The organism is Streptomyces sp. NPDC102441 (assembly GCF_044765585.1).
Lineage (GTDB): Bacteria > Actinomycetota > Actinomycetes > Streptomycetales > Streptomycetaceae > Streptomyces.
This window is the reverse complement of the sequence record NZ_JBIWKH010000015.1, coordinates 22,957-45,519: the sequence shown is the minus strand read 5'-3', so window position 1 is coordinate 45,519 and position 22,563 is coordinate 22,957. Positions and strand designations below refer to the sequence as shown.

Below are 22,563 nucleotides of genomic sequence, written 5' to 3'. Positions count from 1 at the left end.
CGTTATGCGCCCCGATGGTGTGAGCGCGTCGCCCAGGTGGCCCGCGAGCTACCCGGCGGCAGGTTCGCCGGAGGAGACGTCGGGCCGCTGCGGGCGGCCGATGACCACGGCACCGCGGAAGTGGTCCGCCGAGATGACCGACATGGTGTCGAGGGACGCGTCGGGGACCGGCAGCAGATGGGCGTCGACCCAGGTGTCCCCCGCGGCCGCTTGGGCCCACGGGTCCTCGATCACGACGGCGCCGGGCACCACACCGTGGCAGAGCACCCAGTGCGGCACGTCGAACCCCTGCATCCCGGCGAGCGAGACCAGGAGCAGCACATGCTCCCGCCGGCCGATCGCGCTCCGGACCGCGGTCAGGGAGAGTCGGCGCGGGTCGACCGGAACGCCGGTCCGTCCGGCCTCCGTACGCGAGGTGCGCTGGAGCAGAGCACGCCACTCCTGTTCCTTCTCCGGCAGATGGTCGAGCAGGACGGGCCGCTCCGTGTCGAGGTGGACCGTGACGGGGGAAGACGGCCAGGCCCGGCGCACGGCGACGCCCAGTCCGACGGGCTCACACGCGAGGAAGTTGGTCGCGTCGCGCCACAGTGTCAGCTCCGCCCGGCGGTCGAGCGCCTCCCTCGGCAACGTCCCCGCGTGCGCCTGAGCGACCAGGGCGGTGACCGCTCCGCACGTGAAGTGCGTGGTCTGCCCGTAGTACGGGGGCTCCGTTCCCGCGCCGTCGCGAAGCCAGCGGACGTAACCGGCATCGGGCCCCGCCCCTTCCTCCGCCGGCGTGAGCGGAGGACTCAGCGGGGCGAAGCCGGCGGCAGCGGCGGCCTCCGGGCTCGCCGTCCATCCTTCCCACTTGACCTGCGCGAGCCCCTGGCCGCGCGCATGGGCGACGACGGCCCGCACAGCCGCCTGGACGTCGCCGACGGCATCCACGATCTTCAGGTAGGACGTCTGCGGGCGTGCCGTCACGAGCGCGGCAGCGGTCCAGTCCTCGCCGTCACCCGGCACGGCCACGATGTGGGGGGCGTGGGCGGAACGGTCGACCGTGTGCCAGCGCTCCGGCACCTCGTCCACGAGCCGCCTCAGCGGGGCCGGCGACGCCTCGCGGTCGAACGGGACGACGACGACACTCTTCACGGATGTTTCCTGCGGGGACGGCATTCCGGCGCTCCTGGCGGGTCGAAGGGCGGATCGAAGGACGGGTCGAAGGACATGGGGGGCGGCACGTCGCCCGGCGTCATGCGCGGGACCGCCGGAGCACCCAGACGAAGTACGGGGCACCGACCAGGGCGATCATCAGCCCCGCAGGCACCTGCGCCGGTGCGACGAGCGTGCGGCCGAGGGCATCGGCCACACAGACCAGCACTCCTCCGAACAGCATCGCGACCGGTATCGACCGCCCGTGCCGGGCGCCCACCAGCAACCGGGCGAGGTGCGGGGCGACCAGCCCCACGAAGCCGACGACACCGACGGCGACCACGCTGAGCGCCGCGAGCACAGCGGCGATCGTCAGTGCGGCGAAGCGGACCCGCGCCGGCCTGACGCCGACGATGCGCGGGGTGTCCTCGTCGACGGCGAGAAGGTCGAGCCGGCCGCGCATGGCGAGCAGTACGGGGAGCGCGAGCGCCAGGGCCACCGCGACCGGTACGACGTCGGGGAAGGTGCGCCCGTAGGTCGTGCCGGAGAGCCAGGTGAAGATCCGGGGCGTGTTCCACGGGTCGGCACGCAGCAGGAGGAAGGTGGTGACGGAGCTGAGGCCGTACCCGCAGCCGATGCCGATCAGCACGAACCGGTCGGGCAGGAAGCCGCCTCGCCAGGACAGCAGGGCGATCAACCCGAACGTGGCGAGCCCCGTCGCGATCGCCGCCACGATGAGCAGAGGCCGTCCGCCGGGCAGACCCGATGTGACGACGGCCGCCGCGCCCAGCCCTGCGCCCGCCGTGATGCCGAGCACACCGGGCTCCGCCAGCGGATTGCGCACCGCGCCCTGTACGACGCATCCGGCCAGACCGAGTGCCGCGCCGGCGAGGACCGCGGCCACCACGCGAGGGACCCGGTCGTCGAGCGCCTGCCCGATCAGCTCGGGGGCGGCGCCCTGCGCCCAGAGCGCGATGTCCCCCGTACGCAGCCAGAGGCTTCCCGCCAGGACCGCCACGACGACCGCCGCGGCCAGGAGTACCACCGCGCCGAGCACGACCAGGAGGAACGCGCGGCGCGACCGTACGGCGACCCGCGCGTGCGGTGGCTGCCGGAGCCCGCCCGTGTCACGGAGGCGGAGCGCGAGGACCACGATCACGACGGAGCCGAGCAGCGCGGTCGGCACACCGGTGGGAATGGAGGCGGCCCCGTCCGCACCCTGCACCGCGCGCAGCGTGGCGTCCGCGAGCAGGATGAGCAACGCGCCGAGCAGCCCGGCCGCGGGCACCAGGAGGAGATGCCGGCGCAGTGCCCGGACCCGTCCCGCGAGCAGGCGGGCCAGGACGGGGGCTCCGAGGCCGACGAAGGCGATCGGGCCCGCGAGGGTCACCGCCGTGCTGCTCAGGAGCACCGCGCAGATCACGGCGGTCACACGGGTGGCCCGGATCGGCACCCCGAGGGTGGACGCGGCGTCGTCACCGAGGTTCATCACGTCGAGCTTCCGCGACAGCGCCAGGGCGACGCACAGAACCACGGCCACGAGAGGGAAGGCACGTATCGACGCGTCGATGTTCAGTTGGGCGAGCGAACCGCTCCCCCAGGCGAAGAGGCCGGTCGTGTTCTGCTTGAACAGGATGAGGACCATGGCGGTCATCGAGTCCAGGGCCATCGCGATGGCCGATCCGGCGAGGATGAGCCGGGTCCCCGAGGTGCCCGCCGCCCGGCCCGCGAGGAGCAGCACGATCGCCGCCGCGGCCAGTCCGCCGGCGAAGGCGACGGCGCCCGAAGCCCAGAGCGGCACGGCGATACCGAAGGCGGCGACGAGCGAGAGCGTGAAGTAGGCCCCTGCTGTCACCGCGAGGGTGTCGGGGGAGGCGAGCGTGTTGTGCGTGACCGACTGCAGCAGCGCGCCGGCCGATCCGAGAGCGAAGCCCACCGCCACGCCCGCGAACAGGCGTGGCAGGCGCGACCCGGTGAGGATCTCACCGACCGGCGCTCCGCCGGTGTTCTCCCGTTCCCCGGCGAGGTACCGCAGCAGGTCGCCGAAGCCGACACCCGATGTCCCCTGCGTCAGGTGCCACATGCCCACCAGTACGGTCACGACGAGAAGGAGCATGAGGACGGCCACCCCGGCGGGACCGCCACCGTGCTCGGCGCGCGGCAGCGCTTCCCGCCGGGGTGCCGATGTCTGCGTCGTGCTCACTTCTTGTCGAGTACGTCGACGTAGGCGTCGATCGCCTGCGCGCAGGAGCGCGGACCGCCTGCGCCCCACACCCGTGCCGGGAACGCGTGCGCGCGCCCTTCCTTCACGGCCGGGATGGTCTTCCAGAGCGGGTTCTTCTCCATTGCGGAGACGTATCCGCCGGCCCCTTCGTCGTTGGCGTAGAAGAGGTTGGCGTCGCCCACCGCGGTGAGTCCCTCCACGTCGGTCTGCGCGAGACCGTAGGAGGGATCGACGCCCCCGTCACCGTGGGCCTTGTTGACGTCGTCGGTCCACGCGGGGTTCATGCCGAGCTCTTTGCCGATCTCGGTGAACAGGGCGCCGTCACTGTAGGGGCGGACGGTGAGGTTGCCTCCCTCCAGCCATCCGTCGAAGAACACGAAGTCCTTGGTCGGCAGATCGGCGTTCGTGACCTTCTTCTTCGCCGTCGCGAGGTGGCCGTCGAACTCCTGGAGCACCTGGTCGGCCCGTTCGGTGCGCCCCGTCGCCTTCCCGATCATGCTGAACACCTCCCGCATGTTCCCGATCGGGTCCTTCGGGTTCGCCCCCCGTGTGGCCATCACCGGGACACCCCTCTTCTCCAGCTTCGCGATGGTCTCGTCGTCGGCGTCGAACGCCTCCACGACGATGAGGTCGGGGTTCGCCGCGTAGAGGGTGTCGAGGTCGGGCTCCTCACGGGTGCCGATGTCGGTCACCCCACCGGGCAGCTTCTCCGCGCTGACCCAGGTGCTGTACCCCTTCGCGTCGGAGACCGCGGTGGGGGTGACGCACAGGGTCAGCGCGTCCTCGACCTGCTGCCACTCCAGGACCGCGATCCGCTCGGCGGGCTTGTCGAGCTTCACCTGCCGGCCCACACCGTCCTTGAAGGAGACCGGCCCCGTCGAGGTGGCCGTGGTGTCCTGGGCACAGCTCTCCGACGCGGGCGACGCGGAGGCGCTGCTGCCTGCGCCGGCCTTGTCGACGGTGGTCGTGCCGCAGGCCGTTGCGGCGAGGACTATGAGCCCCGTGGAGGCTGAGGCCGCCAGGCGACGGGCACGGTTCATGAAAAATCCTCTTTCTTACGGTGAGTTGCAGCGACCGATGTGCCGCTTCAGGCGCGTGATGTCCGGTCGCTGGGGCGGGGTGATGTCCGGCCGCTCAGGCGGTGTGACGTCCGATCGGGTCGATACGGAGACGGCCCGTGCGCGGGTCGACGCCGACGTCGACACGGATCTCGTAGACCTCGCCGATGTTCTGCGCGGTGAGGACGTCGGCGGGTGCTCCGGCCGCGTGCACGCGGCCCGCGCGCATCAGGACCAGCGTGTCCGCGACACGGGAGGCCTGGTCGAGGTCGTGCAGCACGATCCCGACCGCGATGCCGTGGTCCTCGACGAGATCGCGTACCAGGTCGAGCGTCTCGACCTGGTAGCGCAGGTCCAGGTGGTTGGTCGGTTCGTCCAGCAGCACGACGCCGGTGTCCTGGGCCAGGCAGGCCGCGAGCCAGACACGCTGCATCTCCCCGCCGGAGAGTTCCCCGACCGGCCGGCCTGCCATCTCCCGCACGCCGGTGACGCCCATGGCGCGGTCGACGGCGCTCCGGTCCTCGGCGGCCGGCCCGGCGAAGCCACGCCTGTACGGGTGGCGCCCGAACTCCACCACCTCCGAGACCGTCAGCCCTTGGGGCGCGGGCCTCGACTGGGAGAACAGCGTGACCTCGCGGGCGAACTGACGTGCGCTGAGCAGGGCCGTGTCGCGCTCGGGCTCTCCGTCAGGTCCGTCGGGGGAGCCGAGCGTCACCCGGCCGCCGTCCACCCGGTGGAGCCGGGAGAGCGCGCGCAGCAGCGTGGACTTCCCGCTGCCGTTCGGCCCCACCAGGGCGGTGGCACGGCCGGGCTCCAGGGCCAGCGAGACACCGTGGACGACCTGCGTGCCGCTGTACCGCAGCACCAGGTCGTGCCCGTTGAGGGCGGCCGCCGGCGTGGCGGTGTCGGCCACGGAGCGACCGGCGCGCCGGGAGGGGCTTGTGAACATCGGTGGGTCCGGACGCTCGGAGGGGCAGGGACTGCGGCACCCTCCGCCCGGCTTTCACCGGCCGGGCAGCGGACTCCCCACGCACGGAAGCACCGTTCGCGGCAAGCAAGAACTAAGGGTCGCCTAACTCCGAGAAGGGTATGTTCCGCTTGCCATGTCGGCAATCAGGAGTTTTGGACAGGCAATACGGGATTCCGGACATCCCCGGGGAAGCCCTCGTCCACGTCGAAGTACGCGCCCGGCGTGGTTCCCATGACCCTCCGGAAGGAGGCGATGAAGGTGCTGGGCTGGGCGTAGCCGAGCGTCTCGGAGACGGACGTCACATCGAGGCCCTCGGCGAGGAGCGTCAGCGCCCGGTGCACCCGCAGCACCTGCCGCCACTGCGCGAAGGACAGGCCTGTCGCGTGGCGGAACGCGCGGGTGATCGTACGCTCGCTGATCCCCAGCTGCCGCGCCCACTCCTCCAGCGAGCGGCAGTCGGCGGGATCGTCCAGCAGCGCTTCGGCGATCGCGTCGATCCGGGCGTCGCCCGGCAGTTGCAGCACGAACTGGCGCTCCGCAGGCTGGAGCACGTCGAACACGACCGACTCCGCCCGCACCCTGGCCGCCGCGTCGAGATCCGGGCGGGACAGATGGGTCAGCAGGGACTCGAGCAACGGCGTCATCGTGATCGCCCTCGGCTCCTCGAAGGCGAACGGCGCGCGGTCGGGGGCGAAGAAGGCTTCGTAGAACTTCGCGCCCGCCGTCGCCCTGCCCCCGTGCACCAAGCCGGCCGGCATCCACAGCCCGTGCCCCTCGGACACGGTGAAGACACGCCCCTCCACCCGGGACGTCAGCGTCCCCCCACGGACCCAGACGAGCTCGTGCAGAGAATGAGAGTGGGGCGCCCACTCCGTGGGAACGCTCGGAATCCGCAGCCCGGCGATGATGGCGAACGGGGCGGTCGTCTGCTCGGGGAACGGTGCGACCCGGCGCACGACGGTGCCCACCTCGCGCCGCCACATCCCGGGGCGCGCGTCGCCACGGGACGGTCGGACCATGGGGACGAGTCTACCCGGATCCCCCCGAACCGTGCCGGGAGACTCCTGCCCCGACCGCCTGTACGTTCGCGGTACACGGCACTCACGAGGAGCTCTCCATGACCGAGGAACTGCCCGGCCGGGGCCCGCTGGACGCGCTGACGGACGTGGCGGGGATCCGCGTCGGGCATGCCGGGGTGCCCGGTGAGGGCGCACTGAGCGGGACCACCGTCGTCCTCGCCCCCGAGGGCGGGGCCGTAGCGGCCGTCGACGTACGCGGCGGCGGGCCCGGCACCAGGGAGACGGACGCGCTCGATCCGCGCAACCTGGTGCAGCGGATCGACGCGGTCGTCCTGACCGGCGGCAGCGCGTACGGACTCGACGCCGCGTCCGGCGTGATGGCCTGGCTCGAGGAACAGGGGCGTGGCGTCCGGGTCGGCCCGCACCCCTCCCAGGTGGTGCCGGTGGTGCCGGCGGCCTGCCTCTTCGACCTGGGCCGGGGAGGAGCCTGGCGGGCCCGCCCCGACGCCTCGACCGGCCGTGCCGCCGTGGAGGCCGCGGCCGCTTCCGAGCCGGGTGCGCGGGTTCCCGAGGGCACGGTGGGCGCGGGCACGGGAGCAGTGGCCGGGCAGCTCAAGGGCGGTGTCGGGACGGCGAGCCTCCGTCTGGCCTCCGGCGCCACGGTCGCCGCACTCGCCGTCGTCAACGCGGCGGGTTCCGTCCTCGATCCGGTGACCGGGGTGCTGTACGGGGAGTACGGCGCGGGAGAGCCGCCCGTGCACCCCGCACCCGCGGTGCACGAAGCCGCGCGCCGGCGGCTGGCGGAGATCCGTGGCGCACACGGAAACCCGTCGGGCGGGGACGGCGCACGGACGGACGAGGCGCAGGCCGGCGACGCACAGACGGGCGGTGTTTTCAACACCACGATCGCCGTCGTCGCCACCGACGCCGCCCTCACCCGCGCCCAGGCGCAGAAGCTCGCGGGCACGGCGCACGACGGGCTGGCGCGCGCCGTCCGGCCGGTCCACCTGCTCACCGACGGGGACACCGTCTTCACCCTCTCCACCGGCCGGCTGCCGTTGCCTCCGGAGCCCACCGCCGCGCTCAACGACATCCTCGCGGCGGGGGCGGACGCCCTGGCCCGCGCCACCGTGAAGGCCGTCAGGGCGGCCCGGGGAGCCGAAGGTCCCGGGGGCACGTTCCCCTCGTACAGCGAGCTCTACGGCACATCCCGGAGCGGCCGGGAACCTCTTGCGTGAGATCCCCGTCAGCCGGGAACTTTCTGCGTGTGCGGTACGTTTTTCGCGAACCCCGGTCCTGATGTCAGACCCAGGGACTACGTTATGCACGCATCAGGTAACACGCGGCGACGGCCTGGAGACAGCACCTTGAGCGATCCGTGCGAGACAACCGAGCAGCACCTCGAGCGACTCCTGCGATGCGCCCTCAACTCCTTCGATCTGTCCGACAGCACGGTCGACCGGCTCGGGACGGCGCTGGCGCACAGCAGTGCCCTTCATTCGTCCCACCACAGCGCCGTGCTGCACCGCGAGACCTACCGGCACACCTACCTGCTCTCCGACGGCACCGCGCTCACCCTCTGGGAAGTGGTGCACGGCGGCGGCAGGGACATCCCGGCCCCCCGCCGCCACGAGTTGTACGACGACGAGGGCGACGCCCAGATCGCCGCCGCGCGCCTCGCCGGCAGCTTCTGGGACACCCCCGCGCTCGGTGACGACAGCATGCGGGAGGACCTGGAGGCGCTCACCCTGCTCATGACCGTCCCTCCGGCCCCTCTGCCCCGCGTCTACGCCCCGGACAACTCGGCGGACCACGCCCGCCGCGTCCTGCGCCGCGCGGAGAACGGCGACCGCCCGGGCGACGCGACGGCCGGACTCCTGCGGGCCGCCTTCGCCCACCACATCACCCAGGTCTTCGGCCGCCAGTACCACGTCGACGGACGGGACGCGGGCTTCACGCTCTACGAGCACGCCTTCCTCCTCCTGGACGGCAGCGAGACGAGCCTGTGGGAGGTCGAGCACACGGCCACCCCCGACGGCCGGCACATGTGCGAGGTGTACGACGACGAGCAGACCGCGCGCCTGGCCATGGAGGACCGCACCCGGATCTGCTGACCCGGGCGCGGCCGTCCGGCTCGACGGCGTCGACGAGGCATCCGTGCGGGCGCCGGCCAAGCTGGAGCAGGTACTTCCCTCTCGGCTGCGGCACCGGGCCTCCTCCCCGCAGAACGCCACCGTGCCGCTCACCCGCGGCGACGGTTCGACCATCGATCCCCCGTTCCCCACCGGTTCCCGTTTCACCCCGCGCGAGCTGCCCACCGGGAGCGGGGACGCGGCGGAGTTCTTCGCCCGGTCGATGTCGTGTACGCAGCCCGAGCTGCACCTCGATGTGACCTTCCGGGCCCCGGCGCCCTTCGTGACGGAACGGCTGCCCGCGACGCTCGGCGCGGTGGAACCGACGGGTGAGCAGAGCTGCCGGCTGCGCACGGCCTCCTCAGACTCGCTGGAGTGGGTGGCGCTGCGGCTGGCGCTGGTGGACTGCGAGTTCGATGTGCACGGACCCGCGCACCTGGTGGAGCACCTCAGCGGCCTGGGCGCTCGTCTGACGCGCGCCGCGTCACCCGGGCCGGCGGCGGACGGATATGAAGCGCCGGGCCGGACATGAATGAGCCCCGGCGCCGGGGGGGGTGGGCGCCGGGACTCAGCTCAGGGGACCGGAAAGGAGACCGGTCGTCGGGCCGGTGCGAACCGGCTTGATGGGGAGATTACGGGCTATCGGCTCACGCCGCAGCATCAAAACCCGTGTCGTGAGCCATTCGCTTCAATTCGAGCAGTGCGTGCTTCTCGATCTGGCGGATCCTCTCCCGCGTCAGACCGTGCTGCTTGCCCACCTCGGTGAGGGTCCGCTCGCGGCCGTCCTCGATGCCGTACCGCATCTTGATGATGGAGGCGGTGCGGTTGTCGAGCTTGGAGATGAGCTCCTCGAGCTCCTCGCTGCGCAGCAGCGTCATCACGGACTGCTCGGGCGACACGGCGGAGGTGTCCTCCAGCAGGTCACCGAACTGTGTGTCGCCGTCGTCGTCCACGGACATGTTCAGGCTGACCGGGTCACGGGCCCAGTCCAGGACGTTGCCCACGCGCTCGGTGTTGGAGTCGAGCTCGGCGGCGATCTCCGTGTGGTCCGGGTCGCGCCCGTGCTCACGGTTGAACTCACGCTGCACACGCCGGATCCTGCCCAGCTCCTCCACGAGGTGGACGGGGAGCCGGATCGTGCGGGACTGATCGGCGATGGAGCGGGTGATGGCCTGCCGGATCCACCAGGTGGCGTACGTCGAGAACTTGAAGCCCTTGGCGTAGTCGAACTTCTCGACCGCGCGCACCAGGCCCGCGTTCCCCTCCTGGATCAGGTCGAGAAGGGGCAGGCCCGCCCTCGGGTAGCGCCTGGCCACGGCAACGACGAGACGGAGGTTGGAGCGGATGAATATGTCCTTGGCGCGCTCGCTCTCGGCGACCAGCGCCTCCAGCTCCTCACGCTTCGCTCCGCCGGCCTCGCTCTCCACGACTCCGTCGAGGATCTGCTGGGCGTAGACGCCCGCCTCGATCGTCTGGGACAGCTCGACCTCCTTGGCGGCGTCGAGAAGCGGTGTGCGAGCGATCTCGTCCAGGTACATGCCGACCAGGTCGCGATCGGCGATCTCCCCGCCCACGGCGCGAACACTGCTTGCCCGGTCGGTCCCGCCGGTGCTGGCGGACGAACGACGGGCGACGGCACGGGTTGCCATGCGTGCTCCCTTGCTGAGTAGGTCGCGACACCCTCCCGGGTGCCCTGCATCCGATGGAAACAACGACTGGAATCCGGACAGAATTCCCACGGGGGCCATTCACTTTCGAGATCATGCAGTACCCTGTCGCCCCAAAACACGAGGACACAAGGTGCAGATACCCACAGAAGTGCAGGTCAGGCCCGGTGTGGAGGCCGACCTGGAGGCCCTGACGGACATCTACAACCATTACGTCCGTGAGACCGCGCTCACTTTCGACACGGCTGCCTTCACCCCGGACGAACGCCTGCCGTGGCTGCGCTCCCATCCGGAAGACGGCCCCCACCGGCTCCTGGTTGCTCTGGACCCGGATACCCGGCACAACGCCCCGCATGTCCTCGGTTATGCCACCAGCAGCCCGTTCCGCCCCAAGGCCGCCTACAGCACCTCGGTCGAGGTGAGCGTGTACTGCGCGCCCGAGGCCACGGGGCGCGGCATCGGCACGCTTCTCTACAAGGCACTCTTCGAGGCGCTGGCCGGCGAGGACCTCCACCGCGCCTACGCCGGGATCGCGCAGCCGAACGAGCCGTCGGCCCGGCTGCACCACGCCTTCGGTTTCCGGCACATCGGCACCTACACGGAGGTGGGCCGGAAGTTCGGCCGGTACTGGGACGTGGCCTGGTACGAGAAGCCGCTGCTCAGCCGAACTGCAAGGAGCGCTTCGCCAGACCCAGCCAGAAGCCGTCGATGACGCTGCGCCCCTGATCGAGCTCGCCCTCGGCCGCACCGAGGGTGACGAACAGCGGCGCGAAGTGCTCGGTACGGGGATGCGCCAGCCTGCCCGCCGGTGACGCATGCTCGAAGTCCAGCAGGGAGTCGACGTCCTGCGCCTGGAGCGCCCGGTGCCCCCAGTCGTCGAACTCCGCCGACCAGCCGGGGACGCCGCCACCGGTGTGCCTCAGCGCGGCCAGGTTGTGCGTGAAGAAGCCGCTCCCCACGATCAGCACACCCTCGTCGCGCAGCGGGGCGAGCTTGCGCCCGACGGCCATCAGCTTCTGCGGGTCGAGCGTCGGCATCGAGATCTGGAGTACGGGGATGTCGGCACCCGGGAACATCTCGACCAGCGGCACGTACGCCCCGTGGTCGAGGCCGCGGTCCGGGATGTCCTGGACGGGGGTGCCGGCGCCACGCAGCAGCTTGCGGACGTCGTCCGCGAGCTCCGGGGCCCCCGGGGCGGCGTACCGCACCTGGTAGTAGTGCGAAGGAAAGCCCCAGAAGTCGTACACCAGCGGCACGGCCTCGGTGGCGCCGAGAGCGAGCGGGGCCTCCTCCCAGTGCGCGGACACCATCAGGACCGCCTTGGGGCGCGGCAGCCGCGCCGACCAGGCGGCCAGCTCTCCGGGCCAGACCGGGTCGTCGGCGAGCGGCGGCGCACCGTGGGAGAGGTAGAGGGCGGGCATACGTTCCGCGGTGAGTGACATGGCGCTCCCATTCCTCTGCCGATCAAGGTATGTGTGTTCTCTACAGGCATCGGGAACGGGCACCTGCGTGAGAACCGGGGATCCGGCGGACCGGCTCTTCGGACCCAGGTCCTTGAATTTTCAAGTTCCAACTACCGGAGACCTTAGCCTTATCTAGTTCAACTTTCAAGAAAAGGTCGTACAGTGGAGTACATGACCACGGCATCACCCGGCGGGCCCCGGTGGCTCACGGACGAAGAGCAGAGCGTGTGGCGCGCGTACCTCCACGCCACCACGCTCATGGAGGACCACCTCGACCGCCAGTTGCAGCGCGACGCCGGCATGCCGCACGTCTACTACGGACTGCTCGTCAACCTCTCCCAGTCCCCCAGACGGCAGAAGCGCATGACCGAGCTGGCCAAGGACGCGAAGATCACCCGCTCCCGCCTCTCGCACGCCGTCGCCCGGCTGGAGAAGAACGGCTGGGTACGCCGGGAGGACTGCCCCTCCGACAAGCGCGGCCAGAACGCGATCCTCACCGACGACGGCCTCGCCATGCTGGCGCGGTCCGCACCGGGGCATGTCGAAGCCGTACGTCAGGCGATGTTCGCCCGGCTCAGCCCGCAGCAGGTACAGAACCTCGGCGAGATCATGCAGGTCATCGCCGCCGGGCTACAGCCGGAGGGCACGGACGCGGATCTGCCCTGGCTCCGCTGAGCGGAACCAGGGCAGACGTACGGGCCGGTCAGCAGCCGTCAGGCGTCACGCCGGGCGGCTCGGCGCCGGACCGGACGAGCGTCCGGACCGGACGAGCGTCCGGACCGGCGGCTCGTCGTCCCACTCAGTGCGCGACGACCGGAATCCTGAGCTCTTCCTCGGCTCCGTCCGTGGCATCCCCCGAACCGTCCACCGCACCGGTGCCCGGACGTCCGGTGTTGATCAGGGCCACCGCGATGGCCGAGGCGGCGACCAGGATGCCGACCGCCCACCAGATGGCGCTCGAGAAACCGGCGACCATGGCCTGCAGCTGGAGCAGCTTCGGGTCGGTCGCGCCGGCGACGTGATCGGCGACGTAGGCGGTGGTGGCACCGGCGGCGATGGTGTTGAGCAGCGCCGTGCCGATGGCCCCGCCGACCTGCTGCGAGGTGTTCACCATCGCGGAGGCCACACCCGCGTCACGCGGCTCGATGCCGTGCGTGGCCAGCGACATGGCCGGCATGAACGCCGTGCCCATACCCAGGCCGAGCAGCAGCTGGCCCGGCAGGATGACGGCCGCGTACGAGGTGTTGATGTCCAGCTGGGTCAGCAGCAGCATGCCGATGGCCGCCGCCAGGAAGCCGGGGCCCATCAGCAGCCTCGGCGGGACCCGGGTCATCAGCCGGGCGCCGATCTGCGTGGAACCGGTGATCATGCCGACGATCATCGGCATGAACGCGAAGCCGGTCTTGACCGGCGAGTAGCCCTGGACCACCTGCAGGTAGTACGTCAGGAAGAGGAAGAGCCCGAACATCGCGATGATGGCGAGGCCCAGCGAGAGGTAGACCCCGCCACGGTTGCGCTCGGTCAGGACGCGCAGGGGCAGCAGCGGCGACTTCACGCGCGACTCGGTGACCACGAAGGCCAGCAGCAGCACAGCGGCCGCGACGAACATGCCGATGGTCAGCGAGTCCGACCAGCCGGCCGACTCGGCGCGGGTGAAGCCGTACACCAGGGAGACCAGACCGAGCGTCGACAGGACGACGCCGGGGATGTCGAGCGGCGAGCGGTTGCGGCCGCCGGCCGGCTCACGGATGACGAAGTAGGCGCCGGCCGCGGCGATGACCGCGAACGGGATGTTGACGACGAAGGTCCAGCGCCAGTTCAGGTACTCGGTGAGGAATCCGCCCAGGATCAGGCCGACCGCGCCACCGCCACCGGCGATGGCCCCGTATATACCGAAGGCCTTGGCGCGCTCCTTGGCGTCCGTGAACATCACGGCGAGCAGGGAGAGGGCAGCAGGCGCGAGCAGTGCGCCGAAGACACCCTGCAGGGCACGCGAACCGAACATCATCGCCTCGCCCTGTGCCGCGCCGCCGAGCGCGGAGGCCGCGGCGAAGCCGATCAGGCCCACGACGAAGGTGCGCTTGCGGCCCCACAGGTCGGCGATGCGCCCACCGAAGAGGAGAAGCCCGCCGAACGCGAGGGCGTAGGCGGTGATGACCCACTGCTTGTTGCCGTCGGAGATGCCCAGGTCGGTCTGGGCGGACGGCAGGGCGATGTTCACGATGGTCGCGTCGAGCACGACCATCAGCTGGGCGAGGGCGATGAAGGCCAGCGCTTTCCAGCGGCTGGGATCCGGAAGGGTTCCGGCTGTTTTCGACATGGGAGTAGCCACCTAAGGACACGAAGAGTTCGGTGAACGGGCCATGAGCGGACCCGCTCACGAAACCGAAAAAGGGCGAACGGTGCCGACGGCCGGACGTGTCACGTCCGGGCCGGCTGTCAGGGCTGGTGCGGCCGCCGGGAGGCTGCCTTCTGAGGGCTTGTGGGTCGGTTCTCCGGTGCGCGGGCGTCAGCGCCCGCTGCGCAGGTCCTCCAAGGTCGCCGCCGATCCGGGCAGTTCGGAGCGGGCCGGTGTTGCCAGACCGTCCAGGAAGAGCTGCAGATGGCGGTGGGTGAACCGGTCTATGTCCGGGCAGGCGATGCCGGGCAGCGGCCGGGTGAGCTGGGAGAGGGCGACGAGTACGTCACCGACGGCGATGTCGGTGCGCAGCCTCCCTGCGGACATGGCACGCTCCACGAGCCCTTCGACGGCCTCTTCGAGGCGACGGCGCTCGGCGAGCAGTTCGGGATGGTCGGTGTCGAATCCGCCGGACAGCATCGGGCACAGTGCGCCGATCCGTTCGTCGGCCGCCGCGTGGACGAAGCGGCTGAGGGCGGCGAAGGGGTCGGACTCGGCCGCGACGGCCTCCTCCACCCGGTCCGTGGTGCGGGAGGTGACGGCGAGGACGACCTCGTGGACCAGAGCCGCCCGGTCGGGGAAGTTCCGGTAGAGCGTCGCGTTGCCGACGCCGGCCCTTCGCGCGACCTCGTCGAGCGGCACATCCGGCCCGAACTCGACGAACATCTCACGCGCGGCCGAAACGATCCGCTCCCGGTTGCGCAGCGCGTCGGCCCGCGGACGGGGCGTACGGCGCTGTGCCACGCAGGTGGCGATGTCGGCGACGGACTTCACGGCTTCCCTTCCGGCGTGTGACCGGCCCTCCGGTGCAACCGGGGACCGTTTCCCCGTTTAGCGGGGACACAGGTTCAAACGGGGAAAGGATCCCCGGTTATTTCCCAGCCCTATGTGACCTGCATCACACGACATGTCCGGAAGAAACCCTCCATCGGCGCACCCAGCGAGCGGTCCTCCACCACCCGGCAGAGGCTGATCGCCAGAGCGCAGTCAGGGCCGGCCGACTGCCGCGGACCGAAGGCGACGCCCTATGCAGCAGCCCCGCCACCGGATACGCGGATACCGTCGCCCCCTCGCGCTCGCCGGGGCGACGGCCCTGGTCATCGCCACGATGGCATCGGCCAGCTCCACCCTCCCCGTCGTCGGCCGCGCCTCCGCAGGACCGGCTGCCACACCGCAGGGGACGGGCCTCGCGCCGTGCCGAATACCCTCGGCCATGGGCGTACAGATGTCGGAGGGCATGCCGACGCCCCCCGGCTACGCACGTTCCACCGGCCGGATCAAAGCCCTCAACCTGATGGTCGACTTCCCCGACGCGCAGGCGACGGAACCCGCGGCGGACCGGCTCGCGGAATTCTTCCCGCAGACCTCCGACTGGTTCCGCACCAGCTCCTACGGCCGCCTCACCTACCTGCCCGAAACACCCGTGAAGGACTGGCTGCGGATGCCGCTGCCGTTCTCCGAGTACGGGATCGAGCGCGGCTCACCGTACGAACCGGGCTACCGCAAGATGGTCAAGGACCTCGTGACCGTCGCCGATCCGAAGGTCGACTTCTCGGCGTACGACCTGGTCAACGTGCTGGTCACCCCGAACGCCGGACCCTCCGCGCTGGACACCGTCCTGTCGGTGACCTTCTCGGGCAATGACGACGCCCCGCTCGCCGACGGCACCCCGCTCGCCAACACGTCCTTCGTCTACAGCCGCCAGGACGACGGATCGGGCTCGTACGCCGAGACCGGCTACCGGGTCCTGCCCCACGAGAACGGCCACGTCTTCGGGCTTCCCGACCTCTACACGATGGAGGGCGGCGGCTCCGTGGGGCACTGGGACATCATGTCCGAGGACTGGGGGGCCAACAACGACCTCCTGGGCTGGCACAAGTGGAAGCTCGGCTGGCTCGACAACGACCAGATCAGCTGCGCCGCCAGGCCCGGCACCAGCGAACACACCCTCGGGCCGCTGGCCACGACGGGCGGCTCGAAGATGGCCTTCGTGCCGGTGAGCGCGGAGTCCGGCTACGCGGTGGAGGTGCGGACCGAGGGGGGCAACGACGAAGCGGTGTGCCGGCCCGGCGTCCTCATCTACAAGGTGAGCTCCGACGTGGACACCGGCCAGGGTCCGGTCTCCGTCGAGGACAGCACCGAGGACAGCGGCGGCTGCACCCGGCGGCCGAACGTCCACGCCGAGCTCTCCGACGCCCCGTTCGAACCCGGCGAGACGTTCACCGACCGGGCCGACGGCATACGCATATCCGTGCTGGAGAAGGACGCCGACGGGAACTACCGGGTGCGGGTCACCCGCCCGTAGAGGCCTGGCCGCCCTGGAGCGCGTACTCCTGGACCACGCCGCGGAGCTCCCGCTTGAGGATCTTCCCCGTGGCGTTCCGTGGGAGTGGTTCCTCTGTCACCAGCACATGGGCCGGGACCTTGAACGCGGCCAGCCCCAGACCCACATGGGCCCGCAGCGCCTCCGCCGTGACGCCGGAATCCGGGCGCACCCTGACGACCGCCGCGACCTCCTCGCCCAGCACCGGATGCGGGACGCCGAGCACCGCCGCGTCCTCGACGTCGGGGTGGTCGTGCAGAGCGGCCTCGACCTCCACGCAGTGCACGTTCTCGCCGCCCCGGATCACCATGTCCTTGATCCGGTCCACGACGGACACCCGCCCGTCCCGGACGGTGGCGAGGTCCCCCGTGCGGAACCAGCCCCCGGTGAACGCCTCGGCCGTCGCCGCCTCGTCGCGCCAGTAGCCACGGACCAGGGACTGGCCGCGCAGCCACAGCTCGCCGGTCCCGCCCTCCGGGAGCGCCTCGCCCGCGGGTCCGGCGATCCGCACCTCGGTGACCGGTGTCGGGGTGCCGACGGAGTCAGGGTGCGCCCGGTACCCGGCGCCGAAGGTGGCCAGCACCCCGCCGCTGGTCTCGGTCAGGCCGTAGCCGTTGCGCGGCTCGATCCGCTCGCCGTGCCGGGCCGTGAGCCGGGCGACCAGGTCCGGCGGAGCCGCCGCGCCTCCGGTGTTCAGCCCCTTCAGGCTCTCCAGGCCGTCGCCCGCGCGCTCCGCCTCCGCGAGCAGCTGGAGCGCGGTGGCCGGGACGCCCGCGAAGTGGGTGACCCGGTGTCGGCGGATCAGCCGGAGTGCCTCGCCGGTGTCCCACTTCGGCATCAGGACGAGGGTGCCGCCCGCGGCCATCGCCGCGTACAGGCCGGTGAACGCGGCGACATGGAAGAACGGGAACGTCATCAGGGTGACCGGTGCCGGCCCCTGACCCGGGACGACTCCACGGCTCAGCGCCGAGGCGGCCGCCTGGTAGCGCGGGTTGAGGGCCGCGCCCGCCTGCGCGAGATGGGTGGCCACCGCCCCCTTGGGCCGCCCCGTGGTGCCGGAGGTGTAGATGATCGTGGCGTCGTCCTCGGGCCTGATCTCCACCTCGGGCGGCGCCGCGTACGGATCGGGCTCCGGCAGGTCGGCGTACCGCTCGGCCCCGGGCGGCAGCTCGCCCTCGTCGTGGAAGACCACGAGGCGTGCCCCCGACGTGCGGCACCAGCCCTCCGTCTTCGGCAGCTGCTCCGCGTCGACCAGCAGCACCGCCGGCTCGCAGTCGTCGAGGGCGTGGGCGAACTCCCCTTCGGTCCACCAGGAGTTGAGCGGTACGGCGACGAGGCCGGCCAGCTGCACCGCCCAGAACGCGATCTGCCACTCGGGGTGGTTGCGCATCGCCACCACGGCACGGTCCCCGGGGCGGAGTCCGTACGACTCGGTGAGCCGCCGGGCCAGCGAGGAGGCGGCCGCGAAGAACTCGCCGTACGAACAGGTCCGCGTCCCGGAGATCAGGAACGGCTGGTCGCCGAACGCCCAGGTGGTCTCCACGAACTCGCGCAGGGTGCGCGGGCCGTTCGCGTAGATGAGAGGCCCGTGCTCGGCGCGCACCACGGCGAAGGGCGCCCCAGGGCCGGTCAGCGACGCCTCGATACGGGCGAGGGCGGCCGGGTCGGGCGGAATGCTGGGTTCGGCGTGCGGCACGGACGGCCTCTCGACGCACTGCGGACTGGCTCAGCGACGCGGCGACGCTATGCCCGCGCCCCTCCCCCGTCAACCGGCTACCGTCCGGCGGACATGCGTACGGGCCGGCCGCCGCGACCCCGAGGGGGGTGCGGCCGCCGGCCCGCAGGCCTGCGCACCCTCTACCGGAAGGCGGGGAGGCTGCGCTCCGCCCAGGCGTTGAAGGGGGCGGCGGGGCGGCCGAGGACCTTCTCGACGTCCGGGCTGACGCGCTGCTCGGCCGGGAGCGGCAGGCCCAGGATGTCGAGGGTTCCCTCGACGACGCCCGCCGGCATGAACTGCGACATGTGGGCGGAGGCGGCCTCGCGGGTCAGCTCGACGAACGTCACCTTCTCGCCCAGGAGTTCGGCCAGGGAGGCGGCCTGCTCGCGCGGGGTGACGGCGGCCGGGCCGGTCAGCTCGTAGATCTGCCCGGCGTGGTCGTCCTCGCGCAGGACGACCGCTGCGACCGCCGCGATGTCCGCCGGGTCGACGACCGGCAGGGCGACATCGCCGAACGGCGCGAGCACGGTGCGCTCGGCGCGCACCGACTCGGCCCACGCGAAGGCGTTGGAGGCGAAGCCGCCGGCCCGCAGGATCGTCCACTCCAGGCCCGAGTCGCGGACGGCGTCCTCGAACTCCCGCAGCCGGTTGTGCGAACCCGCCTCGGGGCGGGTCGCGGTGATCTGCGAGGAGAGCAGGACGACCTTGCGCACGCCCTCCTCCATGGCGACGCCCAGCAGGGTCTCCGCGCTCTCACCGCCGGCCAGCATCTCGCCGGCCAGCAGGATGAACAGCGCGTCGGCGCCCTTCAGCACACCGCGCAGGCTCTCCGCCTCACCCAGGTCGGCCTGCACATGGCGGGCGCCTTCGGGCAGCTCGACGGGGAGCGGCCGCCGCGAGACGGCAGCGACCTCCTCGCCCTTGGCGGTGAGGGCGGCGACCAGCGTGCGGCCCACGTTTCCGGTGGATCCGGTGACAACAATCATGAGACAGCTCCTCGATAAGGGACGTGATGGGAAAACAACCGCTGTTCGGGGACGCCGCCGCGACGGCCGCACGGTGCTCTTCGCCGTGACACCGTCGACGCTAGCATCCTCAACATAGTAGGTACCTAGAGGAAAGTGGCTTTCGTTTTGGGAGGCGCCCAGGGAGGCACCCGGGGGGGTGTCCAGGGAGGTGTCGGCGCCGCTTCGGGGAGCCCCGCCATGGGCGGCGGCGAGCTCCTGCCCGAGGAGCGCCAGACGGGCGCGCGCCTCGGGCGGACCGAGCACCTCCACATGTGCTCCGGCGCCCGCAAGCTGCGCGACCAGGACATCGACCGACGGGCCGTCCACTTCGATGTCGCACCGTCCGTCGGGGCGTAACTCCCCCGTCCGGAGCCGGCCCCCCAGCAGCTCACGCAGGGCCGGCACGGCGGCGGGCCCGGCGACGGCGCGCACGGTCGTGGCGCGCAGCCGGCGTTCGGTCTCGGCCGCGAGCCCCTGCCAGGCCTCGGCCAGGTCGAAGCCCTCCGGCCGCCGGGCGGGCTCACCCGTGACGGTGACGGAGGTGACCCGGGTGTGCAGGAAGGAGCGCAGCCCCTCCCCGTCCGCGGCGACCGTGTACCAGCAGCCGGCCTTGCAGACCAGGCCGAGCGGGTCGACCGTCCGCTCCTGGCGCGGGGCGCCCTCGTCCGCGTAGCCGATGGTGATGCGCACCCGGTCCAGCACCGCCTGCTCCAGGGCGTGGTGGTGCGGTCCGCCCGCGGCGAGCACCGCCGCGCGTGACCAGTCGAGGCCGTCGACGACCAGCGCCTTGGACGCGGCCTCGGCGTGCGTCCGCATCGGGGCGGGGACCGCCTGCACCAGTTTGCGCAGGGCGGCGCGGAGTTCGGGGGACGCGGAGAGCGGGCCGGCCGCCAGGAACAGCGCCCCGATCTCGCGCTGCGTGAAGCCGGTGAGGTCGGTGCGGGCACCGCCCACCAGGCTCCATCCGCCGCCGCGCCCGCGCTGCGAGTAGACGGGGACCCCGGCGGTGGACAGCGCCTCCAGATCGCGACGGGCCGTGCGCTCGGAGATCTCGAGCTCCTCCGCCACCTGACGTACCGTCACACGCCCACGCGCCTGGAGGAAGAGCAGGGTAGCCACCAGACGGTCTGCCTTCATTTTGTCCAGCTCTTTCTAATAGGCCATGAGGTGACCTGTTTTATAGGGAAGATGAAGTTATGACTGATACCTCGAATGCTTCCGGCACCCGTCCGCCCGCCGACCCCCGTGGCGGCCTCTTCAAGGCCGTCGAACTGGCCACCGGAGTCCTCGCCGCCATCCGCCCCGACCAGTACGACCAGGGCACTCCCTGTCCGGAGTACTCGGTCCGCGACCTCTCCAACCACCTGGTCTCGGTCCTGCGACGCGTCACCGTGCTCGGCAGCGGCGGCTCCTTCATGAGCGTCCCGAACCTCGCCCCCGATGTCGCCGACGGCACCTGGGCCGAGGCCTGGACCGGGGCGGCCAAGGAGTTCGACGCCGTGTGGTCCGACCCCGCGGTCCTGGGACGGCAGATCGCTCTGCCGTGGGGCCCTGTCCCCGGGGCGGTCGCCTCGGTGATCTACACCAACGAGTTCGTGCTGCACATCTGGGACCTGGCCAAGGCCACGGGCCAGAGCCCGCAGTGGGACCCGGAGATGCTGGCGGCGCCGCTGGCCGTCATGCAGCGTGCCGTGCCGGCCGAGCCGCGTGGCGGACAGGTTCCGTTCGGACCGGTGGTCGAGGTACACGAGGACGCTCCCGACATCGACAAGCTGGTGGGCTGGTACGGCCGCCGTCCCTGACCGGGACCGGAGGGGAGGGGCCGCCGTCCGGTGACGGCGGCCCTTCCCTCTTTCCGGTGCGGCCGGGGTCAGCCCGCCGATCCGATGCCCTGGGCGAAGGAGAAGAACCGGTCGGGGTCGTACGCCGCCTTGACCGTGGCCAGCCGTGAGTAGTTCTCGGCGTAGTAGGACTGCTTCCAGTCCGTCAGGGACGGGTCCATCCAGTTCTGGTAGGTCTCACCGTTGGACAGCGGATCGACGACCGAGAACCCGTTGTCCACCCAGCGGGTGGCGACGGCCCTGGCCTCGGCGGTGTTCTGCTGCGGATCGTTGATCAGTGCCCGGTAGTTCACCGAGAACAGCGAGTCGCGGTGCACGTAGGCCGTGTCGGTGCGGGCCGGGTCGTTGGCCGCTCCCCCGAAGAAGTGCAGGTCGAGGTAGCGGGCCTGGCCCGCCGCCCGGTCGGCGTCGAAGGCCGTCATCACATCGGCCCAGCCGGCGGCGGTGTACGGGGTGCTGCCCATCCTGGTCCGCTCCAGACCGAACTCCGGCCGGGTCAGGACCCCGGTCGGGGTCTTCCCGGAGCGCTGGCACTCGTCCTGGCTGAGCTCGCCGCAGCCGAACACCATCATCATCAGCTGCTGATAGGTCATGACCGCGTCCTGGCGGTTCACGGGCGCACCGGTCAGGGACAGCAGCCGGGCCGTCTCCGCGGCCAGTTCCGCCGGGGTGCCGCGCGAGGCCAGCATGATGTTGACGTTCGGCACCGAGCCGGGGGCGGCGTCCGGCTGCACGACGTATCCGCCGCCGCCGATCGTGCGGGGCGCGTCGACCAGCCACCGGGAGGCGGCGTCCAGGACGTCCGCCGCGCGGTCGTACGGGAAGATGAGGTTGGCCATGGCTATCTGGTCGCCGACGTGCGGGGTGACCGTGAAACGGGTGACGACGCCGAAGTTGCCGCCGCCCCCTCCCCGTATCGCCCAGAACAGGTCGCTGTGCCGGGTCGGGGACGCGGTCACCACCCGGCCGTCGGCCAGGACCACCTCGGCCGAGGTGAGGGCGTCGCAGGCCATGCCCGTCGACCGGGTCAGGAAGCCGAAACCGCCGCCCTGCACGAAACCGCCGGTCGCGACGGTCGGGCAGCCGCCCTCGCTGACCACGAGGCCGTGCGGGGAGATCGCGCCCAGGATGTCCACGTTCCTGGCACCGGGGCCGACGCTCAGCGAGCCGTCCCCGACGGTGATCGCGTTGATCCTGGATACGTCGATGACCAGGCCCGGCGTCGTCGAGTAGCCGCCGAAACTGTGTCCGCCGCTGCGCACGGCGGCGGGCAGGCAGTTGTCCTGGGCGAACCGGAGGGCGACGGAGACATCGGCCGAACCGGCGCAGTAGGCGACGGCCTTGGGCGCGACCGCGTCGAACTGTGCGAGTTCCAGCTGCTTCGCCACGCCGTAGGAGGCGTCGGCGGGGAGCACCAGCGTGCCCTTGAGGTTACGGGCGAGCTGGGCCCAGGGGGCCGTGCCTCCCTTGGTGGCGGCGGCGACGGACGTGCTGGGCAGGGCGGCCAGGCCGGCGACGGCCGTGCCCGCACCGAGAAGTGCTCTGCGAGTGATCACGGGTGTCCCATGGGTCGAGGTGGACTGGGAAGAGGTGAGACGTGCGAGAGGGGGCGG

The 22,563-nt window shown here is 71.5% G+C and carries 18 protein-coding genes and 2 pseudogenes; 7 read left to right on the top strand and 13 right to left on the bottom strand.

What is annotated here, in order from left to right:
- Positions 1-48: 48 nt before the first annotated feature.
- The 5 genes from ACIREO_RS29640 to ACIREO_RS29620 form a co-directional block, all read right to left on the bottom strand.
- Complete coding sequence (locus ACIREO_RS29640; protein WP_404115712.1) at positions 49-1,155, bottom strand: peptidase C39 family protein; 1,107 nt, start codon at positions 1,153-1,155, stop codon at positions 49-51.
- 76 nt (positions 1,156-1,231) lie between these two features.
- Positions 1,232-3,334, bottom strand: coding sequence for an iron ABC transporter permease (locus ACIREO_RS29635; RefSeq protein WP_404115710.1), 2,103 nt, complete (start codon positions 3,332-3,334; stop codon positions 1,232-1,234).
- Positions 3,331-4,395 (bottom strand): iron-siderophore ABC transporter substrate-binding protein, encoded by a 1,065-nt coding sequence (locus tag ACIREO_RS29630; protein ID WP_404115708.1) that lies wholly within the window; start codon positions 4,393-4,395, stop codon positions 3,331-3,333. Before ACIREO_RS29630 ends, ACIREO_RS29635 begins: the two co-directional genes overlap by 4 nt.
- 94 nt (positions 4,396-4,489) lie before the next feature.
- Positions 4,490-5,362, bottom strand: a complete 873-nt coding sequence (locus ACIREO_RS29625) for an ABC transporter ATP-binding protein (RefSeq protein WP_404115706.1) — start codon at positions 5,360-5,362, stop codon at positions 4,490-4,492.
- Between the two features lie 164 nt (positions 5,363-5,526).
- Positions 5,527-6,402 (bottom strand): helix-turn-helix domain-containing protein, encoded by an 876-nt coding sequence (locus tag ACIREO_RS29620; RefSeq protein WP_404115704.1) that lies wholly within the window; start codon positions 6,400-6,402, stop codon positions 5,527-5,529.
- A gap of 98 nt (positions 6,403-6,500) precedes the next feature.
- On the opposite strand from ACIREO_RS29620, the gene ACIREO_RS29615 reads away from it, so the two are divergent.
- From ACIREO_RS29615 to ACIREO_RS29605, 3 genes and pseudogenes are all read left to right on the top strand, one after another.
- Positions 6,501-7,640: a P1 family peptidase gene (locus ACIREO_RS29615; protein WP_404115702.1), complete on the top strand. Its 1,140-nt coding sequence runs from the start codon at positions 6,501-6,503 to the stop codon at positions 7,638-7,640.
- A gap of 129 nt (positions 7,641-7,769) precedes the next feature.
- Positions 7,770-8,516 (top strand): DUF6227 family protein, encoded by a 747-nt coding sequence (locus ACIREO_RS29610; protein WP_404115700.1) that lies wholly within the window; start codon positions 7,770-7,772, stop codon positions 8,514-8,516.
- 4 nt (positions 8,517-8,520) lie between these two features.
- Positions 8,521-9,066, top strand: a pseudogene (locus tag ACIREO_RS29605) (transcriptional regulator); the annotation flags it as partial.
- 115 nt (positions 9,067-9,181) lie between these two features.
- Here ACIREO_RS29605 and ACIREO_RS29600 read toward each other — a convergent pair.
- Positions 9,182-10,183, bottom strand: a complete 1,002-nt coding sequence (locus ACIREO_RS29600) for a sigma-70 family RNA polymerase sigma factor (RefSeq protein ID WP_404115698.1) — start codon at positions 10,181-10,183, stop codon at positions 9,182-9,184.
- 151 nt (positions 10,184-10,334) lie between these two features.
- On the opposite strand from ACIREO_RS29600, the gene ACIREO_RS29595 reads away from it, so the two are divergent.
- A complete protein-coding gene (locus ACIREO_RS29595) occupies positions 10,335-10,913 on the top strand; it encodes a GNAT family N-acetyltransferase (RefSeq protein WP_404115697.1) in 579 nt (192 codons plus the stop codon).
- Here ACIREO_RS29595 and ACIREO_RS29590 read toward each other — a convergent pair.
- The gene (locus tag ACIREO_RS29590) at positions 10,861-11,643 is read right to left on the bottom strand and encodes a dioxygenase (RefSeq protein WP_404115695.1); all 783 of its coding nucleotides are present in this window, start codon (positions 11,641-11,643) and stop codon (positions 10,861-10,863) included. The genes ACIREO_RS29595 and ACIREO_RS29590 overlap by 53 nt on opposite strands.
- 183 nt (positions 11,644-11,826) lie before the next feature.
- On the opposite strand from ACIREO_RS29590, the gene ACIREO_RS29585 reads away from it, so the two are divergent.
- Positions 11,827-12,339: a MarR family winged helix-turn-helix transcriptional regulator gene (locus ACIREO_RS29585; RefSeq protein WP_404115693.1), complete on the top strand. Its 513-nt coding sequence runs from the start codon at positions 11,827-11,829 to the stop codon at positions 12,337-12,339.
- Between the two features lie 124 nt (positions 12,340-12,463).
- On the opposite strand, the gene ACIREO_RS29580 is transcribed toward ACIREO_RS29585, so the two are convergent.
- A complete protein-coding gene (locus ACIREO_RS29580) occupies positions 12,464-13,984 on the bottom strand; it encodes an MFS transporter (protein ID WP_404115691.1) in 1,521 nt (506 codons plus the stop codon).
- A gap of 189 nt (positions 13,985-14,173) precedes the next feature.
- On the bottom strand, positions 14,174-14,836 hold the full coding sequence (locus tag ACIREO_RS29575; RefSeq protein WP_404115689.1) for a TetR/AcrR family transcriptional regulator: 663 nt from the start codon (positions 14,834-14,836) through the stop codon (positions 14,174-14,176).
- Between the two features lie 253 nt (positions 14,837-15,089).
- Between ACIREO_RS29575 and ACIREO_RS29570 the strand changes: the two genes are divergently transcribed.
- On the top strand, positions 15,090-16,367 hold the full coding sequence (locus tag ACIREO_RS29570) for a M6 family metalloprotease domain-containing protein (RefSeq protein ID WP_404115687.1): 1,278 nt from the start codon (positions 15,090-15,092) through the stop codon (positions 16,365-16,367).
- Here ACIREO_RS29570 and ACIREO_RS29565 read toward each other — a convergent pair.
- The 3 genes and pseudogenes from ACIREO_RS29565 to ACIREO_RS29555 all read right to left on the bottom strand — a co-directional run.
- Positions 16,354-18,081: a class I adenylate-forming enzyme family protein gene (locus ACIREO_RS29565; RefSeq protein ID WP_404115685.1), complete on the bottom strand. Its 1,728-nt coding sequence runs from the start codon at positions 18,079-18,081 to the stop codon at positions 16,354-16,356. The two genes, ACIREO_RS29570 and ACIREO_RS29565, sit on opposite strands and share 14 nt — an antisense overlap.
- Before the next feature lie 161 nt (positions 18,082-18,242).
- Complete coding sequence (locus ACIREO_RS29560; protein WP_404116056.1) at positions 18,243-19,088, bottom strand: NAD(P)H-binding protein; 846 nt, start codon at positions 19,086-19,088, stop codon at positions 18,243-18,245.
- A gap of 243 nt (positions 19,089-19,331) precedes the next feature.
- Positions 19,332-20,246: pseudogene (locus ACIREO_RS29555) on the bottom strand (helix-turn-helix transcriptional regulator); the annotation flags it as partial.
- 59 nt (positions 20,247-20,305) lie between these two features.
- Here ACIREO_RS29555 and ACIREO_RS29550 point away from each other — a divergent pair.
- Entirely contained in the window at positions 20,306-20,911 is a 606-nt protein-coding gene (locus ACIREO_RS29550) for a TIGR03086 family metal-binding protein (protein ID WP_404115683.1), read from the top strand.
- Between the two features lie 68 nt (positions 20,912-20,979).
- Here ACIREO_RS29550 and ACIREO_RS29545 read toward each other — a convergent pair whose 3' ends face one another.
- Entirely contained in the window at positions 20,980-22,506 is a 1,527-nt protein-coding gene (locus ACIREO_RS29545) for an FAD-binding oxidoreductase (RefSeq protein WP_404115681.1), read from the bottom strand.
- Positions 22,507-22,563: the final 57 nt, after the last annotated feature.

Coding starts and splice junctions, on each gene's coding strand:
- ACIREO_RS29630 (WP_404115708.1), bottom strand. CDS start 4,395: ATGAACCGTGCCCGTCGCCTGGCGGCCTCAGCCTCCACGGGGCTCATA.
- ACIREO_RS29570 (WP_404115687.1), top strand. CDS start 15,090: ATGCAGCAGCCCCGCCACCGGATACGCGGATACCGTCGCCCCCTCGCG.
- ACIREO_RS29550 (WP_404115683.1), top strand. CDS start 20,306: ATGACTGATACCTCGAATGCTTCCGGCACCCGTCCGCCCGCCGACCCC.
- ACIREO_RS29590 (WP_404115695.1), bottom strand. CDS start 11,643: ATGTCACTCACCGCGGAACGTATGCCCGCCCTCTACCTCTCCCACGGT.
- ACIREO_RS29620 (WP_404115704.1), bottom strand. CDS start 6,402: ATGGTCCGACCGTCCCGTGGCGACGCGCGCCCCGGGATGTGGCGGCGC.
- ACIREO_RS29560 (WP_404116056.1), bottom strand. CDS start 19,088: ATGATTGTTGTCACCGGATCCACCGGAAACGTGGGCCGCACGCTGGTC.
- ACIREO_RS29640 (WP_404115712.1), bottom strand. CDS start 1,155: ATGCCGTCCCCGCAGGAAACATCCGTGAAGAGTGTCGTCGTCGTCCCG.
- ACIREO_RS29580 (WP_404115691.1), bottom strand. CDS start 13,984: ATGTCGAAAACAGCCGGAACCCTTCCGGATCCCAGCCGCTGGAAAGCG.
- ACIREO_RS29625 (WP_404115706.1), bottom strand. CDS start 5,362: ATGTTCACAAGCCCCTCCCGGCGCGCCGGTCGCTCCGTGGCCGACACC.
- ACIREO_RS29600 (WP_404115698.1), bottom strand. CDS start 10,183: ATGGCAACCCGTGCCGTCGCCCGTCGTTCGTCCGCCAGCACCGGCGGG.
- ACIREO_RS29615 (WP_404115702.1), top strand. CDS start 6,501: ATGACCGAGGAACTGCCCGGCCGGGGCCCGCTGGACGCGCTGACGGAC.